Source organism: Curtobacterium sp. TC1, assembly GCF_019844075.1.
In the GTDB taxonomy this organism is placed as follows: Bacteria; Actinomycetota; Actinomycetes; order Actinomycetales; family Microbacteriaceae; genus Curtobacterium.
Genome location: NZ_CP081964.1, coordinates 2,002,138 through 2,018,512, shown reverse-complemented (window position 1 = coordinate 2,018,512; position 16,375 = coordinate 2,002,138). Strand labels below are relative to the sequence as shown.

Sequence of the window (16,375 nt, the reverse complement as noted above, 5' to 3'; positions counted from 1 at the left end):
GAGTCTCCCTCAGGCCACTTCGTCGACGTAGGCCGGCTGGCTGTACGAACGTCCCTGCCACCGCACTTCGAGCGGCCACCAGCCGCCTCGTGTGACGACACCTCGCTCACCGCTGCGAACGAAGGACCGGCTCACGCCACCGTGGTCCTGGACGGCGACGACCAGCGAACCTGCCTGCACCATGTCTGCTCCTCCTCCGAACCGTCGTTCGGTTCAAGGGAGGTATGCGCGGACACCAGGCCTAGTGTGCGATTCACGCGTCAGAGGTCTTCAGCGGTCTCGTCAATGAGATCTGGCACCGCACACGTCGGGACGGGGCTGTGGTGCACCAGGTGCTCCGCCACAATCCCGAGGACTTTGCCCGCGACGGCCGACCGATGACGCCGTCCCGCGTCGATGAGAGCGGCGGCGGTTTCGCCCCGACGGAGCGCATCAGCAGAACCTTCCTGCCGCAGCCCCGCGCGAGCCCGCGATTCAGATTCGGGACGGCCTCGCAGTCGACGGACGCTGGATCACCTTGGGGTGGCCGAGGACCTGGCGGGGTACCCATCGGACCTGGAGGGCCTCATCGGCGCCCGGAACACGTCGATGCTCGCAGCAGCGGAGACCCGCGCGTCCATCGGGCAGATGAAGCAAGTGTTCGGCGCCGCGTCGGGGCAGCGCACACGGCAGATGTTGGACCAGGCGCCGCTGCCGGAATCCGCCCGTTGGTGCGGTTCGTGGTCTGCTCGACGCGGAGCGACTTCGTCCCGAACTTCGCCTTCCCGCTGTCGGAGTACGCCTGCCCTTCGAAGTACCCATTCACGCCGCAGTCGAGGGTGCTCACCATCGTCTCGAAGCTGCTGCACGTCATCAGGTTCGTGGTGGTGGGGCCTGATCCGGTGTTCCCGGTCATAGCTGCTGCGGCGGCTGCGAGCGCGGGGAGGTCGGTGCTGGCAGAGCACGTGGCTGCGCTGATGGTGGTGTCGGCGGTGGGCAGCGGATGTGTCGACGTTGCGACGTAGACCTTGCCGGTCGCGGAGCGTGCGGCGGCGATCCAGCCGGCGGGACAGGCTGCCGCTGTGCTTTAAGTACCGGCGGATGGAGTGAAGCAGACGGTCGCGCGTTCGAGGGATGGGTCGGAGACGCTGTCGTAGCCGATGTAGGGGCCGCCGTCGACGCGGATGAATTCCTCCGCGGTCGCGATGAAAGCGAGGTCTTTCTGCGCGTTGACGTTCTTCGCGTTCGCGAGCATCGCGGTGAAGGTGCCGCCGACGAGGAGGACCAGCTACACGGCGATGGCCGCGATGACCAACACCGGGTCGGTGGCGGCACGGTCAAGCCGGAAGAAGCGTCGCATGCCGGGAGACATGCGGCGGCGGCCGCGGTGGCACGCTGACTGGTGTGACTGGTGACGCTGATGAACGACGCAGGGCGGGACAAGCCCACCCCGCGACGTTCATCTGGGAAGCGCCTCGATAGGCGCTCCTGATCCGTCAGCTCGGCCGGTCGAACACTACCCGAGGGGCCCTCAGGAAGACGGGGCTGTCACGTCTGGGTGAGCATCTTCGTGATGCCGGCGCCGTTGGTGAAGAGGTACGCGGCTCCGCCGCCGAAGTTGAAGCCGAAGGATTGCTCCTCGAGCGACGCAACGAAGGTGCGCGCGTCCGCGGGTGTCTCGTCCGCTTGGATCCACTCAGGCGCCCCGCCGTACTGCCCGGCGACGGTGACTCCGGCTCGGGTTGCCGCGGCGGCTGCCTCCGTGGGTGACCCTGCCTCAAAGGTGCGGACGCCGAGGAGGAGCGGCTCCCCCCGAAGCGATGGCGTCGTCGGTCGGCGGTGTCGCGAGCTGGAGCGCACGCCCGGTGACGGCGATGACGGCGTTGCAGCCGGCGTCCGGGTCCCACGTTTCGCAGGAGCCGGGGTCGGTGTTGCACATGATGACCAGGAGCAGTCGTTCGTGGTCTTCGACCTGTGCGAGGAACTGCATCGTGGTGTGGTGCTCGGCGCAGGTCGGCCAGGTGAAGTCGGCCGGTGCTGCGGGACGTCCGCCGAGGCGGGATGCGGTGATGGACGCTTCGGCGGTGTGTGGGTGCGCGCCGAGGATGCTGACTGGGTGCATCTGCTGCCGTTCGATGGGAGCTGATGTGGTGGCGAGCTCGAGGGTGACGGTCTCCGGGGTTCCGGCGCGAATGGCGGTGACGAGCACAGCCGGGTCGTCGGTTGGAAGCGTCCAGGTCAGCATCGGCTGGGGTGGGAACTTCCCCTGCCCGGTGTACGGCTGCAGTCCGTTGTCGTTCGCGGTCAACATCCGGCGGAGCGGACCCTGCTGCAGGCGTGGGAAGCCGGCGGCAGCGGCTGCGGCGTTCACCTGAGCCACGACATCATCGAGCGCGCGGCGGCGTCTGGTGCCGCGGCCTCGGCTGGTGAGGAAGTGGATGAGGTGCGCGGCTACAGCGAACGGGGTCGTCCATGCGAGTGCGATGAGGTTCGCTTCGGTGACGTCGCGGTACTGCCAGGCGTTCTCGTAGACGCTGATGGCGATGAACGCGATGACCCCGAACAGGTAGGCCATCGCGTAGATGCCGTTCCAGGGGTTCTTCGTCGCAGATGCGCGGACCCGTGCGGCTTCCTCTGTTCCGGCTGTGACACTCACGAGCGTCTAGGCCTGGTGAGGGCGGCGATGATGAGGCCGACGAGGGTCAGCGTGACTGCGCCGGCAACGCCCATCCGTCGAGAGCGGCGTGGCTGCCGGTGACGGCGATGTTGACGGCGACGAGAGCGCCGGTAGTGACCCCGGCGATGGCGATGCTGAGCGCGCCAGCGACGTACCGGTTGATGGCTCGTCGTCTCCGCGCTGCACGGCTTCTGATCATGTCTTGCTCCCCCGGGGCTTGCACCGACATACGGTACCGGCAGATGCGGCCGAAGTCAGCTGGCCGGGCTGTTGAACGCGGTGACGAGAATGGCGGCGGTGTCGGCGTCGAGGGCCCATGGCTCGTCGAAGCGTGGGACGAGTCGTAGGCGCGCCGGCACCGCTTGGACGCTCGGGGGTGTCGGATAGCGTCCTCGACAACACGACTGGCGTCTGCTTCCGGATGGAAGGGGCGCCAGTTTTCTTGTGCGCCCAGCCGACGGCCAGGGTTTGCGGTCAGCTGCTGGCTGCTCGCTGCCAGTCGATGTTCGCGTCCGTGAGGTGCGGGTACACCTCGAGCATCCGGTCTGGTTCGACTTGCCACATGTCGTGGTCCCAGTCGCGGGTGCCATCGTCGTGGGTGTAGCCGGCGTACGTCTCGCGTCGGTCGGCGACGTTCGACGCAGCGATGTCAGCCCGGGTCCGCTCCGACAACCGTGTGAGGGCGCCTGCGTCGGCGAGCCAGGCGACGACGGAGTCCATGACGGCGCGTTTCGGGCCCGTCCCTTTCGTGTCGTCCATGAGCGCCGAGTACACCCGGCGGGGCATGATGAGCCAGCCGTTCGTCGGGAACGGCACCCCGCGGGCGTCCACCTCCCGGCCCCAGGAGCGTGCGTCGACGATCTCGCGGAGGAGGTACGTCTCACATGCACCGAAGGCGGCGAGGTCACGGCGGCTGAGCTCCGGGTACGGGATGGTGGCACGGCCGGAATCCCAGACGGATTGCTGGGGCTTCGCGTTCACCCACTTCCACCAGTCGCTGAGCCGGCTCACGTCGTGGTGATCCCGGTCGGGTGGAACAGCTTCGACTGCGGTCCCGACAGCGTCCAGTCCGGGTCGTCTTCGTCGTTCGACGGGGTGACCGCACCGGATGTGATGAGGGCGGTGACCTGCTCGAGGTACGACAGCAGCGACGGGGCGAGGACCTGGTGCTCGTCGTCGTCACGCCCGAAGGTGATGACCTGCCCGACTGTGCCAGCCGGTCCGGGGTTCAGGTCCACGCCGATGTGGTTCCCGCCGCCGTCGTGAGAGAGCGGGATCCATCCACGGGTGGAGTACTTCGGCTGCACGAAACCCTCAGGCGTGGAGGAAGCGAAGTCGTCCATGTCCTCCTCCGCTTCGAACCCCTCCCACTGGTCCCAGCTGAACAGGACGTCGTGCAGTGGCAGCAGCGGCAGACCGGTGAAGATCCCGGCGGCGAACCGCGGGTCGGCCGCCGAGTACTGGTGCTGCCCGTCGTGCAGGAGGTACAGCGCACGGACGTCGTCCGGAAGCTGCTGACCGAGGTGCGCTTCAGCGACGGTGAGATCCGCTTCGGTAGCCGGCGGGCGGAGCATCAGGTCGCCGACGATGCTGTCCGTCAGGCGGTGGAACGCTTCGTGCACGCGTGCGGTCACGTCGTCGGGCTGCGTCTCGTTGGAGTTCATCGGCCTACCGTATCGGCGGCGACCTGCCTGCTCAGCGTTCACGAACAGCGGTTGATGCGGCGGTCAGCGGAGGTGTTCGATGAGCCGGTCGATGTCCTCGTCAGCGTGGCCGTCGGCAGCGGTCAGCGCGTCGGCCATGATGCTGTCGAGGTCTCCGCGGCCGAGTGCCGCTACCTCGGTGGCAAGGAGCCGGAGACTGGCTCGCGTCTCCGCTTGGATGTCCGGCAGGTCGATGGCGACGGTGCGCAGCGGGCTACGGAGCGCCTGGGCGTGCTCGATGATGTGTTCCATTGCACGGACGGTATCGGCCTCCACCGACGCTTCCGGCATAGGTCCTCCCGTGCGGGCGCATCACGGCATCCGCGGGACGTGGAAGGGCCCGGCATGGGTGAGACGAAGAAGCAGCGGCGGGAGCAGGCGCGGGAGCACGCCCGCGCGAACCGAGAGCAGGTGAAGCGCCGGCACCGATGGTTCCTGCAGGGCAGCATCGGTGCAGGCATCCTCGCAGCGGCCGGGGCGACGCTGCTCATCGTGTCGTCGGTGAACGCGCCCGCACCCGCCGGCGCCATCTCGTTCCACGGTGAGGACAGCGCGGTTGCTCCGACGGTGAAGAACCCGACCGTGACGGTTGCACCGACGGCGGAGAAGCCGACGAAGGTGGACCTGTACATCGACTGGTCCTGCCCGGTCTGTAAGCAGTTCGAGACGGCGACGTCCGCGGATCTGCAGACCCTCGTCGAGTCGGAGCAGAGGACCCTCGCTGTGCACCCGGTCGCCATCCTCGACCGGTCTTACCTCGGGTCCCGGTTCTCCTCCCGCGCCGCGAACGCTGCAGCGTGCGTCGCTGACCACTCCCCTCGTCGTTCCTCGACGTGCAGCAGCAGATGTACGACAACCAGCCAGAGGAAGGCACCCGCGGGCTCACCACCGGCCGCATCCTCGAGCTCGTCCACGCCGGCGGCGCATCCGGCGCCGCCCTCGACTCCTGCATCCGCGACGAGACGTACAAGGGGTGGGTGCAGAAGTACACGGCGAAGGCCGTCGCCGACAAGGCGCTCGTCAACCCGTCCACCGGTGGTTTCGGGACCCCGACTGCACTCATCAACGGGAAGCGGTGGAACGGCGGCCGCGACTTCATCCGCTCCGTCGAAGACGCCGACTAGAAGTAGGGGTGGGGTACGACAAGGAGGCCGATCGTGCTGATGATGCCGACGACCAGTCCCGCGAGCGTGAGTTTGTGACCCCTGAGGTTGTTCTTGCGGGTGTCCCGGATCCCGATGATGCTGACGATGACACCGGCGATGGGAAGCAGGAACGCCAACACAAAGCCGACGATGCTGTACGTGCTGAAGTACGGCTTCGATGGAGTGGAGGTCATGGGCGTCCTTCGTCGGATGGTTGGGAGTCTGACGGAGCTACGGCTGCAGCGGAGAACGTTGAGCCATACAGCTGTCAGCGTCAACCTGATGCGGCGGAGCCGCGGTAACTGGTGACGTCTGCCTCGTTAGTGATGTTGAGGGCGAAGGCGGACATCACCAAGGTCAACCCGACGAGCACGGCGATGATGCAGGCGACGAGGATGACGGTACGGCGACTTTCCGGGGTCAACTCGACCCTTGCCGCAGGCGCCGGGCGGTCACTCGTCTTCTCCGCCGAAGTAGATCCACACGTCGGTGTTGCCCCACTGTTCGAGGCCGGCTTCGACGACTGCCGCGAGGGCGACGTCGGTCGAGCCGATGCCCCATCGGTTGGGGCGGGTGAGCACCAGCGTCGGTATGCCATCGGCGAGGATGGTGCGGAGAGCTGCTGCGGCGGTGACGTCCCCGATGACGGTGGCGGTGAGGTCGTCGAGGTGGAGGACGTCTCCGCCGTCGATGCCGGCGAACGACGCTGCGTCGCAGTCGTCGGCGATGGTGGCGAGGAGGTTCCGCTGCGACGTCGGGGCATGGACGAGGTGCCCGGATGCAGCGACGGCGGTGAGGGTGCGCTGCTGGTCGTCGTAGTCGATGCCGAACGTCGCCGACCACCGGTGGACGGTGTTCAGCGCGGCTGAGGCGGGGAGGGTGAACGTCGCCCGGCCGTCGAAGGAACCAGACCAGGACGCGGCCGCGTGGCGGAGGTCGGCGGCAGCGTCGGCAGAGTCGTACATGGAGAGGGGGTTCCTTCCGTGGTGAATTGGCGGCGGAGCCGGGAAGCGTTGCTACTTTGTGGCGTGGTAGACCGCTTGGACGACCGCTGCGTAGAGCAGGAACGCGGCGAGCCCGCCGGGGAACAGGGCGATGATGGCGGCGGGGACTGCCCACAGCTGGTGCAGCCAGGGGTGACCACCCGCCTTCGTGTGCGCCATCGCCTGGAACGAGGTTGCGGACACGAGCACAGCCCATGCCGCGGTCATGCAGATGATGGCCGGGGAGTAGTAGTCGCCGGAGAGCAGTGGGATGAGCAGCGGGAGGAGGAACATCACCGGCGCGACGATGAACCCCGCCCGTGCCGTCACCCGGAAGGCCTTCCGGCGCGTGTTCATCATGGCGATGGTGCGCTGCTCAGGTTCCGCTTCCGGCCAGGAGCCGGACGGGAAGGCGTCGTTAGTCGAGGGGTCAGGCACGGTCGGGTCCTTCCTTGAGTGATGACGGGCTGATGTTCGAGGCTCGGTCTCTCGTCGACGCGGCGTGCGCCTGGCTCAGCAGGGACGTGATCATCGCGCGCAAGCCGAACGAGAGCACGGCCCCTGGGAGCAGCGCGAAGATGGCGACCGGCACCGCCCACAGTTGGTGCGTGCCGGGGCTGCTGCCGGGCGGCGTGTTCGCCATCGCTGCGAACGAGGACGCTGAGATGAGCACGGCGAATGCGGCGGTCATGCAGATGACGACCCACGGCTGGTACTCGCCGGTGACCATCAGGTAGATGAGCGGCAGGAAGAACATCGCTGGAGCGGCGACGAAGCCGTAGCGTGAGACGAGCCGGTACCGGTCTCGGTTCGTTGCAGCGGTCGTTCGCTGGTGATCCGTCATCGTGTTCCCCCTGCCGGCCAGGTTACCGACGTCAGTAGGGGTGGCGGCTCCCGGAACGCTGCGGGTTCTTCGCCGACCGGTGACCGTCCATGCGCTTCGGGTTCCGCTTCGGCTGGTGCAGGGAATCCATCAGGTCCTGCACGCCGTAAGTCAGTTCCGTCTTCTGGCGAAGCGGGGTGATGAGTGTCGCGACGGCGGCGACCTGTCGGAACACGCCGGCGCTTCGCTCCTCGAGCGGCCGCTGGTACTCGGCGGCGAACATCACCCAGCAGGTCAGGGCGGGCATCAGCCGGTGGAGTGGCCCGGACCCGTCGCCGGTGGCGCCGACGCCCTTCCGGGCTTCCGTGGCGTACTCCTTCGAGTCCTGCACGATGAGGCGGGCGGTCTCGATAGTGGCGACGGTTCGCCGGGCGGCCGCCGTGCGGAGCGGCGTCGCGAGGTGCTCGGGGAGACCGGCGCTGATGTCCTTGAACGCTCGGGCGAGCCAGTCGTCGGCGATGTCCCACCGGTCAGCGTCGAGGTCGTCGGCGGTGTGCTCGACAAGGAGGTTCACCTGCTCCTGCCACGACGGCTGGTTCTGCAGATCGCGGGGTGTGTCGATGAGCAGCAGCGACAGGAGCCAGTAGACGGTGTGGGACATCGTCGGAGCGGGTCCGCTCTCGAACCCGGGCGGCATCTCCGCGCGGTAGAGCACCTTCGGCTCAGCGGTGTTCGTCTGCTGGTCGGTCATCGTCGCTCCTCGTCGTTCGCGCGGTCGTGATGGCTATGCGCGGATGGGTGGCGTTCCCGTGCGCTCAGTACATGCCGTCGGTGAGCGGTGACGGGTCGCGGCAGGCGGAACGACGACCGTCGGCGCGCTTCGGGTTGCTGCGCGGGAACGCGAGGGAGGTCAGCAGCCCATCGATGTTGTGGCTGATGGGCGTGGTGCGTCGCAGCGGCGTGAGTTCCGCTGCTGCGTTCGCAGCGGACCGGAGCACTTCCGGGTGCCGGTCGCCGGCGGGCCGGGCGTACTGGCTAGTGAACAGCGCCCACCCGTCGAGTGCCCAGTACAGCGACGTGAACGGTCCGCGCTCCTCGTCGGATGCGGATTCCGCGGCAACCTCGGCGGAGTGCATGACGGCGTGACGGGCCGCCTCGATGGCGTCCAGCGTCCGCAGGCGGGCGGCTGCGCGGACGGGGTTCGCCATCGTGCTGGGCAGTCCGGCGCTGATGTCCTTGAACGCTCGGGCTAGCCAGTCTTCCAGGATGTCCCAGCGGTCCTCGTCGAAACCGTCGGCCGTTTCGTCGGCGAGGATGCGCACGCTCATCTGCCACAGCCGCTGGTCCTGCACCTGCTGCGGGGTGACGAGCAGCGCCATCGACAGCCACCAGTAGACGACGTTGGACATCCCGGCGGCGGGGCCGTCTGCGAACCCGGGCGGCATCTCGAAGTCGAACTCGCCTGAGTTCAGGTGCTGACGGACGTGGGCGTCATTGGAGTGCGACGGGTTCTCGTCGGGGGCGGCGTTCACGGTGACTCCGTTCAGTGGGGTGCACCGACGGTATGCGCGGACGGGAACAGCAACGGCGCCTGCCGTTCCAGGAGGAACCGGTCAACGTCGGTCTCGATGAGCGGTGAGCCGTCGGGGCGCTTCGGGATGGTGAGGTCCGTGTACCAGTAGATGCGCCGCCCGCCCTTGTCGGTGTGCTGCTGCGCGGTGGCGCGGGCTTGCGCGCGGGTGAGCAGCCAGACGGTGTCACGTTCGAGGAGCACGAAGGCGAGCAGTTGCGCCGGGGTGTTGTGCGGGAAGTTCCACCCGATCGCCATCTTCCCGGTGCCGCCGGATGGTGTCGCCCGGTCGACGGTCTTCACCTGTACGGTCGTCGCCTCCTGCGCGCCGGGGGCGTACACGACGAGGTCGATACCGGCGTCGGTGGTCATTCGGGCTGAGTCGATGCCGAGTTTCAGCAGCTGGTACTGGACGAGGAGTTCCCCGCCAGCGCCGATGTGCAACGGGTTCCGGGTGAGCGCCATGCCCGGATCGTAGCGGGCCGTCGGCGACGCCCTACGCTGAAGCGGTGCTGTCCACCACTCGGAACCTCACCGTCCGTGACCTGCTGCAGTTCCACGAGAGGGACGTCGCGAGGTGGGTGGAGTCGTGTTCGGAGGAGGAGTTCGTCCGCGTGTGCGATGTCGCCGACTTCCTCAGCCTTCATGGTCCGGTGACCTCGTCGGGTGCGTCGATGATGCTGGCGAAGTGCGTCGCGTTGGCGGCGGTGTACATCCACAACGGTGCGCCGCGGGCGCTCGCCCGTGCGAAGCGGGACCCGAAAGCGGTCGTCCCGCCCATCGACTCGTCGTCGCCGTCCACGGACCTGCAGCTCGCCAGGTCATGGCCGCCGTACTTCGCTGTCGGTGACGACGCCATCGACTTCTGGGCGGAGCATCCAGAGCGGGTGCGGGCCCGGAAGGCGGCGTTCGCTGCTGAGCACGCTGGTGGCGCATCATGACCGACGAGAAGCTCGAGAACCTGGTCGCTCGGGTTGTTGCGGAGCGGGCGATGCCGATGCAAATGGTCGCACCGGTCCTCACTGCGTTGCACGCAGCCCAGGCGTCCGCGGGCGGCTCGGACGCTGAGCGGTACGGGTTGGAGAGCGCCGCACACGTCATCTCCGACACGTGGCCGACGACGTCGGCGCTCGGGGCGGACATCCTTGCGTATGTGCAAGGCCGCCGTCGGTGACCGCTACGGGTGGTAGCTGACCCAGCACCACCGGCCGCCGAAGTCGGTGCGGAGCGCGCCGAGGAGCTCCGGGACGAGGTCCCATCCATCGCCGGAGAGGACGATGCCGACCGGGCTGATGACGATGCTGCCGGATGTGTCCTGGTCGCCCATCAGTGCGCTCTTCCCACAGTTGAGGCAGGTCAGTAGCGGTTCCGGGCCCTCGAGCCATTCGTTGAACGCGGCCCAGAACGGGTCGTGCTCGAACTCCTTTCCGCAGTAGCGGCAGTTGGACGGGCTGGTGCTGTCCCCGAGGAACCAGACGCGGTGGTCCTCGTCGTGCGGGACGTGCACGTAGATGAACGACCACTGCGGGTTGTAGTCGGGCCGGTCGGACCCGTACGGTTCCGCGGTGAACGCCGGACCGATGAGGTCCGCCGGCAACGGCATCCCGATCTTGCTGGTGTTCGGTGGGACGGGGTCGATGGCGTCCGGGTGTGGGACCGCGAACTGTCGGTCGCGGATGAACGTCCGCAGTCGGCTGGCGACTGCTTCCGCGTCGGCAGGTGCGACGTCGAGGGCAAGGATCTGCTGCCGGTCATCGCTCACCGGTCGCCGGGCTCCCCCGCCGGGTCCTGCAGGTGGGTGGCTGCAAGGGCACGCTGTTGATAGCGGCGGTTCCCGTACGCGAGGAGGAACCCGACCAGGCCGAGCAGCGGCGACACCACCCAGAACACGAAGCGCATCGATGCGAACGCCGGGATGGCGCCGAGCCCGAGGAACATCATGCCGGTGCCCCGTCGAGACGCAGTTGGTCCTCCCGATTCTCGATGTGCACTCGACCCCCTTGGTTGTGTCGCGGCCGAGTCGCGGAACCCAGCCTGCCGCCGCTACGGTCGAGCACGGGGATACGGGCCGGCAGCGCCCCGGACGCCCTCGTTTTTGCACGACCGATGCTAACGGGGGCATGACGGCGATGACAGACGACAGGGCAGCAGCACCGACGCTACGGACGGGCACCACGCGCTTCACGGTAAACGACCGGGAGGTCCGGGCGCTCGCCGACGCCGCCCTGCGCGCCAACCGGGAACGCATCGACGTGTGGGTCGGACGCGGGATGGTGCGACCGATCCGGCTCACCTTCCGCCCCGAGCCGCACCGTGTCGTCGGGGTGGGCACCGCCTTCGGCGTGGAGGCACCGCTCGACACCGTCAGGGTCGTGCTCGCGGTGCGCGCCGGTGACCCGTGGCGGCACGACATCGTCGCGGTGTACCCGTCGTTCGACGGTGGCACGAGCGATCGCTTCCCCGCTCTCGACGGCTTCGTCGGCGCGTACTTCCACCGTTCGTGGGTGGACACCGAGATGGGGCCAGAGGACGTGATGGCCCACTTCCTCGCCACGGCCACACGGGACGAGGCGCTCGCGCTCGGGAGCGAACTCGACGACCTGCTCGGGAGCGACGACGACACGATCGCCGCGACCCTGGTCGCGCTCGACTGCAACCACGACCCGGCCGACGTCGGCGCGACGGACCGGGAGTGGTTGACGTGGATGCGGCGGCAGCTCGGTGTGCGGTCGGCCGAGCTGGCACCACCGGCATCGGCGGACCTCGGTCGTGCGGGCTGGCAGCGGTCGTCACGGCCGGTCCGGGGAGCGGGTCCCCGCGTCGCCGTCGTGCGGTTCGTGCTGCGGGCCGCGTCCTTCGACGGCAGGGCGAGCCGGTCGGAGTTCTGGTGGGCGCGCTCGCTCTGGGCCGCGGTCTGCGGGCTGCTCGTGACCACCGTCGCTGTCGTGCCGACGGCGGCCCGAGCGCCGTTCATGGTCGCGCTGCTCGTCTGGTTGGTCGTGACCCTGCTGCCGAACCTGAGCCTGCAGTGCCGTCGCCTGCACGACACGGACCGGAGCGGGTGGCTGCAGGTGGTCCAGGTCGTCCCGGTCGTCGGCGCCGTCACGCTCCTCGTCTGGAACCTGCTGGACAGCGAGCCTGGAGGCGGACGGTTCGACCGGGACGCCGAATGACGGTTGGTGCCGAGCCGCCCGGACGATACGCGAGCAACCGGCCGACCGGGGACATGGGGGCGTCCCCGAGTGGGCGACCGCTCGCGGTCTGGGGAGTGGCGACTCAGGAACTGGAACCTCCGCTGTGTCGGGCGCGACCGTCCGGGCCGCGGTAGCGGTGGTTGCTGCGCGTCCCGCTATTCACCAGCTGTCCGTGTCCGCTTCGGGCGTCACTTCGGACGTCCCGTCGGAGCGTCGGGCTCAGCAGGTGGTCACCGCGTTCGAGCGGACAACTCAGGACCAGGACGGCCAGCGGGTGTCCGTGTGGTGGCCTGACGAGTACGGGAGCGAGGTGTCCGGTGTCGTCGGGTCCGCGCGGTGGCCTGCCGGCCGGTCGTGCCACGCTGAGGCCATGACGGACATGGTGGAGCTCGCGCGGAACGTCGCGACCCGGGCGCACGCGGGACAGGTGGACAAGGTCGGCCGGCCGTACATCGAGCACCCCGCCGCGGTCGCGGCCCGACTGTCCACCGCTGACGAGCGTGTAGTCGGCTGGTTGCATGACGTCGTCGAGGACACGGACATCACCCTCGCCGAGCTCCGCGCGATGGGGTTCACCACCGAGCAGGTACTCGCGGTGGACGCGATGACGAAGCGCCGCGGTGAGACACTCGCCGAGTCGATGGTGCGGGTCATGGCTGACCCGGTCGCGCCGAGGGTGAAGCGCGCCGACGTCAGCCACAACGGAGACCCGGCCAGGCTCGCTCTGGTGGAGGACAACGCGACGCGCGCCCGACTGCAGACGAAGTACGAACGGACGGCCGGCCTGCTCGGGACGACGCTGAAGGACGTCCTCAGTGAGTTCGGCGTCCGCCGGTGACCAACGAGGAGTGGATGCAGCCGCCGGCTGTCCACCCAGCTCGTGGCGACGACCAGTTCGTCGGGGTGCCGGCGACGGTGGCGGACTTCTGGCAGTTCGCGCTCGGTGACCTGCGGATGAACAACGCCCGCGGCTACCTGGCGGAGTTCCTCGTCGCGAAAGCACTCGGCATGTCCGATGTGCACCGGGTGGAGTGGGACGCGTACGACCTGCTCGTCGATGACCGGATCCGAGTGGAGGTGAAGTCGTCGGCGTACCTGCAAGCCTGGGAGCAGCGGCAGCTGTCCCGCATCGAGTTCAGTGGCCTGCGCGGCACCCGGTACCACCCGCGGCACGGCGACGACCCGACCGGTCGACAGTTCAACGCGCACGTGTACGTCTTCTGCGTGCAGACGGCGCAGACCCATGACGAGTACCGGCCGCTCGACGTGGCGCAGTGGGACTTCCACGTCGCGTCGAAGGACGCGCTCGAGCGTGCACAGGTCGGCAGGAGCGTCGGCCTCGCGACCGTGCGACGCATCGCCAAACTCGCCGACGCGACCACCCTCCGGGACACTGTCCTCGCGGCGGCGGATGGGCAGCACGTCAATGACGAACCGTGGTGGTGACGGCGGCTACCTCCGGCCGAACAACCCACGCTTCTTCGGCGCGGGCTGCGGTGCCGGCGCTGATGGGTCCCGTTCGTGTTCGGCGAGGTGGTAGCCGACGGCGTCCTGCACTCCTTGGGTGACGTTCCCCAAACGGTCGGGTTCCCCGTCGATGGCTGGAGCGAACCAGAAGAGGTCACCGTTCTCGAACTTCCGGTACGTCGGCGACCCGAGCTCGTGCAGCGGTGAGTACACGTTGCTCTGCCGTTCGTAGAGGCGGCCGTCGGTGGTGCAGAAACTCACCGGCGCGAACCGCTTCCCACCGGCGTCAAGCTCCCAGCCGACGAGTTCATCACCACGCGGGCCCGGGACGGTGACCTGCTTCTTCATCGTCGGGACACCGGCGGCTGTGAGCGCCGCGGCAATCTCCCGGCCAAGAGCCAACGCCTGCTGCTCGAACGACGCCTTCGCAGCCGCGTCCGCGGCGGCCCGGTCACGCGCGGCAGTGTCGGCAGCGTCGGCAGCGTCGAGTTCCTCATGTGCACGACGTCGTGCTGCGTCGAAGTCCAAGGGTATGCGCTCACCGTATCGGCGGACGCGCCCCGATGTCCCGCGGTCGCGGTGTCCCGGCGTGAACTTCCCGGGACGCGAAGCGGCCCGCGGGTCCGGCGGTAGCCGCGAGGGCTGGAGCGAGATTCCAGGGAAGGGATCTCCGGACGGGACAGGTGAGATCAAGGAGGGGAAGAGCAGTCGGACGTGAGACAAGTGGAAAGCGAGAAGAGACACCTGCCCAACCGACCAGCCTGGACACCTGAGCGAGCACTTCTGAGCGAGTGATCGGGACAAGCTGACGTCCGCCCGCGACTTCGTCAAGGGCGAGCAGGCGCGACGTTCACGGACCGGCAGCCGGGGCGGGTCAGCGGGGCGGACTCTGTCCGGGTCCGCTGGCGCGTCACCGGCGTTGCCGGTGCGTGTTCGGAGTGTCCGCGTGACGTCTGCTTGTCCCGCTGTCCGCTTCGCTCCCAGCGGGTGGTGGCTGGTGCCGTCTCGACGTGGGCGTCTCGTCGGCGGGGCTCGCACGTTCCTCGCTCGGGCTCCCCTGCGGGTCGCGGGATTCGCTGGGGCTTGTCCCCCTGCGCCGACCTGCCATCGAGGAAGGCACGACGATGCAGACGACGAACCCGCCCGCGGGAGCACCAGACCACGGGGTGCCAGAGCGCCGGGGTCACTCTGACGGGACTCCGTTGGACGAACTGGTCTTCGTGCTGGATCCCGACCAGTGCTGGTGCCATCTGCGCAGCGAGCGAACAGCGCGCGTCGCGTCCCGAACCGACGAGTCGCTGAAGGTCATCCCGTTGAACTTCGTCGCCGAGGACCGGCGGCTGTTCTTCGCGACGTCGAGCAACGTGATCCTTGACGCCGTATACGGAGGACGCGAGATCGTCATGGAGATGGACGAGCACGACGGTTCGACAGCGTGGAGGGTCGTTGTGCGAGGCACAGTCCACATCCCCCACGCGAAACGTCACCGCTCGGCGGATGCGATCGATGCTCGCGACGCCGAAATGAGCCACCATCGTGCTGGAGCCGACCAGCATCACGGGGCGGCTCTTCAACCAAGCTGCTCCATGACCGCAGTCAGCGACGACGAACGGTCCGCACCACCGCTCATTCGGCCATCGCTGTCACCCCTGGAGTAGCGCACCTCGAGATAGTCGCAATTGCGCTCGGCGACGAGCATCGCGGCGACGACGCAAGGCGGTGCGAACCAGGACACGAGACGAGCGCACGACCGGACACGGGACACGGGACACGGGACACGGGACACGGGACATGCTTCCGCACGCTGGGTCGGAGGTCGGCCACCTGCCGTGGAAGTGAGAGAGGCCTACAGGGTGAATCGGCTGGCCTCACGGGCGGAATTGGGCCCATCTGGAGGGCGTCCTCGACTGTGACCTCCGCCCATTTTCGACGCCACGGCAGTGCCTTCGCGTCGTCCACTGATGGTGCCCTCAAGACGAAATCGGCTAGCCGACAACGATGTGCGCCGAGACCGACTCCGGAACCCGTGCTCGGCCTCGCAAGCGAGCGAGCCGGCGCCCTTTGACCCCGAGCAGTTGACGCGCAGAGCTGCCGGCTCATGTCAGGCGGTGATCCACAACGAGCGCGTTGGTCTCGTCACCTGAGTCGGCCACGCCCCGACGTCGTCGGGACCGATCTTCGTGAGCTCCCGAGAGCGGCAACGACCAGGCTCGCTGATGGCGCACCTGCACGCGCCACAGTTCACGGTCCGCGCATGTTCCGAGACGTGCAGACAGAAGAAGCCGCCCGTCGCCGGACAGGCCTGAAGGAAGCCTGCCGTGCGGTCGAACGAGTCGCGTTGTCGCTGTCCGAGAACGGCCCCCATGAGGAGCTCGCGTTCGAGGGCATCCGCCGCGCTCGTCGCGTCGAGCGGATCGCTGTCGAGGCAGACACCCGTTCCGCCATGGCGGCGGCGCAGCTGACCCTTGAACGCGCTCTGGCTCTCCTCCAAGTCGGCGCACAGCGGGGCATCGCCACCATCGAGTTCTTCATCGCGGTGGTGGTGAGCCTCGGCCCCGAGACGACCGCGCAATCGCCCTCCCCTTTCCTGCAAATGCATGAGGAGGGCAGAAGGCTGACGGCGGAACTCGCACCGCTCCTGCGCAACGCGGACAAAGCTGATCCGGTCGTTCGAGCACTGAACGCGGTCCAGCAGGAACTCTGGGCGACCGCTGCAACCGAAACAGCGGCCATCGCCATGACGCGGAGTCGCCTCAGGACGAGGCGCGCGGCCCTTCGGAGGATGCCTGGTTGAAGGTGATGGATGGGAGACCGGTCGGGGCGCAGAACGGCAC

Annotated in this window: 27 protein-coding genes; 9 read left to right on the top strand and 18 right to left on the bottom strand. The window is 68.3% G+C overall.

The annotated features are described in order from the left end of the window. Positions 1–260: 260 nt before the first annotated feature. Positions 261–455 carry a universal stress protein gene (locus KZI27_RS20470; RefSeq protein WP_410004033.1) on the bottom strand — a complete coding sequence of 65 codons (195 nt, stop codon included), beginning with the start codon at positions 453–455 and terminating at the stop codon, positions 261–263. Positions 456–710: 255 nt separating this feature from the next. Here KZI27_RS20470 and KZI27_RS10690 point away from each other — a divergent pair, with 255 nt between their 5' ends. Continuing rightward, positions 711–1,004 (top strand): hypothetical protein, encoded by a 294-nt coding sequence (locus KZI27_RS10690; protein ID WP_222657640.1) that lies wholly within the window; start codon positions 711–713, stop codon positions 1,002–1,004. 62 nt (positions 1,005–1,066) lie between these two features. On the opposite strand, the gene KZI27_RS10685 is transcribed toward KZI27_RS10690, so the two are convergent. The 6 genes from KZI27_RS10685 to KZI27_RS10660 all read right to left on the bottom strand — a co-directional run bounded on the left by KZI27_RS10685 (position 1,067) and on the right by KZI27_RS10660 (position 4,611). Further along, the gene (locus KZI27_RS10685) at positions 1,067–1,234 is read right to left on the bottom strand and encodes a hypothetical protein (protein WP_222657639.1); all 168 of its coding nucleotides are present in this window, start codon (positions 1,232–1,234) and stop codon (positions 1,067–1,069) included. 522 nt (positions 1,235–1,756) lie between these two features. Further along, positions 1,757–2,635, bottom strand: a complete 879-nt coding sequence (locus KZI27_RS10680; RefSeq protein WP_222657638.1) for a DUF1963 domain-containing protein — start codon at positions 2,633–2,635, stop codon at positions 1,757–1,759. Between the two features lie 46 nt (positions 2,636–2,681). Further along, positions 2,682–2,855 (bottom strand): hypothetical protein, encoded by a 174-nt coding sequence (locus KZI27_RS10675; RefSeq protein ID WP_222657637.1) that lies wholly within the window; start codon positions 2,853–2,855, stop codon positions 2,682–2,684. A gap of 275 nt (positions 2,856–3,130) precedes the next feature. Continuing rightward, positions 3,131–3,667, bottom strand: coding sequence for a hypothetical protein (locus tag KZI27_RS10670; protein ID WP_222657636.1), 537 nt, complete (start codon positions 3,665–3,667; stop codon positions 3,131–3,133). Beyond that, complete coding sequence (locus KZI27_RS10665) at positions 3,664–4,320, bottom strand: SMI1/KNR4 family protein (protein WP_222657635.1); 657 nt, start codon at positions 4,318–4,320, stop codon at positions 3,664–3,666. Before KZI27_RS10665 ends, KZI27_RS10670 begins: the two co-directional genes overlap by 4 nt. 63 nt (positions 4,321–4,383) lie before the next feature. After that, on the bottom strand, positions 4,384–4,611 hold the full coding sequence (locus tag KZI27_RS10660; protein ID WP_222657634.1) for a hypothetical protein: 228 nt from the start codon (positions 4,609–4,611) through the stop codon (positions 4,384–4,386). A gap of 581 nt (positions 4,612–5,192) precedes the next feature. On the opposite strand from KZI27_RS10660, the gene KZI27_RS10655 reads away from it, so the two are divergent. Beyond that, on the top strand, positions 5,193–5,483 hold the full coding sequence (locus tag KZI27_RS10655) for a DsbA family protein (RefSeq protein WP_222657633.1): 291 nt from the start codon (positions 5,193–5,195) through the stop codon (positions 5,481–5,483). Here KZI27_RS10655 and KZI27_RS10650 read toward each other — a convergent pair. The 8 genes from KZI27_RS10650 to KZI27_RS10615 all read right to left on the bottom strand — a co-directional run bounded on the left by KZI27_RS10650 (position 5,480) and on the right by KZI27_RS10615 (position 9,345). Next, entirely contained in the window at positions 5,480–5,698 is a 219-nt protein-coding gene (locus KZI27_RS10650) for a DUF4190 domain-containing protein (protein WP_222657632.1), read from the bottom strand. The two genes, KZI27_RS10655 and KZI27_RS10650, sit on opposite strands and share 4 nt — an antisense overlap. An 80-nt stretch (positions 5,699–5,778) precedes the next feature. After that, positions 5,779–5,928 carry a hypothetical protein gene (locus tag KZI27_RS10645; protein WP_222657631.1) on the bottom strand — a complete coding sequence of 50 codons (150 nt, stop codon included), beginning with the start codon at positions 5,926–5,928 and terminating at the stop codon, positions 5,779–5,781. A gap of 28 nt (positions 5,929–5,956) precedes the next feature. Continuing rightward, positions 5,957–6,469, bottom strand: a complete 513-nt coding sequence (locus KZI27_RS10640) for a hypothetical protein (protein ID WP_222657630.1) — start codon at positions 6,467–6,469, stop codon at positions 5,957–5,959. A gap of 51 nt (positions 6,470–6,520) precedes the next feature. Next, the gene (locus KZI27_RS10635; RefSeq protein ID WP_222657629.1) at positions 6,521–6,925 is read right to left on the bottom strand and encodes a hypothetical protein; all 405 of its coding nucleotides are present in this window, start codon (positions 6,923–6,925) and stop codon (positions 6,521–6,523) included. Beyond that, positions 6,918–7,331 (bottom strand): hypothetical protein, encoded by a 414-nt coding sequence (locus KZI27_RS10630; protein ID WP_222657628.1) that lies wholly within the window; start codon positions 7,329–7,331, stop codon positions 6,918–6,920. Before KZI27_RS10630 ends, KZI27_RS10635 begins: the two co-directional genes overlap by 8 nt. A gap of 31 nt (positions 7,332–7,362) precedes the next feature. Further along, positions 7,363–8,061 carry a hypothetical protein gene (locus KZI27_RS10625; RefSeq protein WP_222657627.1) on the bottom strand — a complete coding sequence of 233 codons (699 nt, stop codon included), beginning with the start codon at positions 8,059–8,061 and terminating at the stop codon, positions 7,363–7,365. Between the two features lie 64 nt (positions 8,062–8,125). Beyond that, positions 8,126–8,842: a hypothetical protein gene (locus KZI27_RS10620; RefSeq protein ID WP_222657626.1), complete on the bottom strand. Its 717-nt coding sequence runs from the start codon at positions 8,840–8,842 to the stop codon at positions 8,126–8,128. Positions 8,843–8,853: 11 nt separating this feature from the next. After that, a complete protein-coding gene (locus KZI27_RS10615; RefSeq protein WP_222657625.1) occupies positions 8,854–9,345 on the bottom strand; it encodes a hypothetical protein in 492 nt (163 codons plus the stop codon). Positions 9,346–9,389: 44 nt separating this feature from the next. On the opposite strand from KZI27_RS10615, the gene KZI27_RS10610 reads away from it, so the two are divergent. Together KZI27_RS10610 and KZI27_RS10605 are read left to right on the top strand one after the other, a co-directional pair. After that, positions 9,390–9,821 (top strand): hypothetical protein, encoded by a 432-nt coding sequence (locus KZI27_RS10610; RefSeq protein WP_222657624.1) that lies wholly within the window; start codon positions 9,390–9,392, stop codon positions 9,819–9,821. Further along, complete coding sequence (locus KZI27_RS10605) at positions 9,818–10,054, top strand: hypothetical protein (RefSeq protein ID WP_222657623.1); 237 nt, start codon at positions 9,818–9,820, stop codon at positions 10,052–10,054. The genes KZI27_RS10610 and KZI27_RS10605 overlap by 4 nt, the downstream gene beginning before the upstream one ends. 3 nt (positions 10,055–10,057) lie before the next feature. On the opposite strand, the gene KZI27_RS10600 is transcribed toward KZI27_RS10605, so the two are convergent. Then, entirely contained in the window at positions 10,058–10,642 is a 585-nt protein-coding gene (locus KZI27_RS10600; protein ID WP_222657622.1) for a hypothetical protein, read from the bottom strand. Then, positions 10,639–10,821 (bottom strand): hypothetical protein, encoded by a 183-nt coding sequence (locus KZI27_RS10595; RefSeq protein WP_222657621.1) that lies wholly within the window; start codon positions 10,819–10,821, stop codon positions 10,639–10,641. The genes KZI27_RS10600 and KZI27_RS10595 overlap by 4 nt, the downstream gene beginning before the upstream one ends. Positions 10,822–11,000: 179 nt before the next feature. Here KZI27_RS10595 and KZI27_RS10590 point away from each other — a divergent pair, with 179 nt between their 5' ends. The 3 genes from KZI27_RS10590 to KZI27_RS10580 all read left to right on the top strand — a co-directional run bounded on the left by KZI27_RS10590 (position 11,001) and on the right by KZI27_RS10580 (position 13,520). Next, the gene (locus KZI27_RS10590; RefSeq protein WP_222657620.1) at positions 11,001–12,053 is read left to right on the top strand and encodes a contact-dependent growth inhibition system immunity protein; all 1,053 of its coding nucleotides are present in this window, start codon (positions 11,001–11,003) and stop codon (positions 12,051–12,053) included. Positions 12,054–12,444: 391 nt separating this feature from the next. Next, entirely contained in the window at positions 12,445–12,912 is a 468-nt protein-coding gene (locus KZI27_RS10585) for a phosphohydrolase (protein WP_222657619.1), read from the top strand. 14 nt (positions 12,913–12,926) lie between these two features. After that, the gene (locus KZI27_RS10580; protein ID WP_222657618.1) at positions 12,927–13,520 is read left to right on the top strand and encodes a hypothetical protein; all 594 of its coding nucleotides are present in this window, start codon (positions 12,927–12,929) and stop codon (positions 13,518–13,520) included. 6 nt (positions 13,521–13,526) lie between these two features. Here KZI27_RS10580 and KZI27_RS10575 read toward each other — a convergent pair whose 3' ends face one another. Then, a complete protein-coding gene (locus tag KZI27_RS10575; protein ID WP_222657617.1) occupies positions 13,527–14,069 on the bottom strand; it encodes a hypothetical protein in 543 nt (180 codons plus the stop codon). Positions 14,070–14,743: 674 nt separating this feature from the next. On the opposite strand from KZI27_RS10575, the gene KZI27_RS10570 reads away from it, so the two are divergent. Next, positions 14,744–15,199 carry a pyridoxamine 5'-phosphate oxidase family protein gene (locus tag KZI27_RS10570; RefSeq protein ID WP_222657616.1) on the top strand — a complete coding sequence of 152 codons (456 nt, stop codon included), beginning with the start codon at positions 14,744–14,746 and terminating at the stop codon, positions 15,197–15,199. 596 nt (positions 15,200–15,795) lie between these two features. After that, positions 15,796–16,335, top strand: coding sequence for a hypothetical protein (locus tag KZI27_RS10565; protein ID WP_222657615.1), 540 nt, complete (start codon positions 15,796–15,798; stop codon positions 16,333–16,335). The last annotated feature ends 40 nt before the right edge of the window (positions 16,336–16,375 follow it).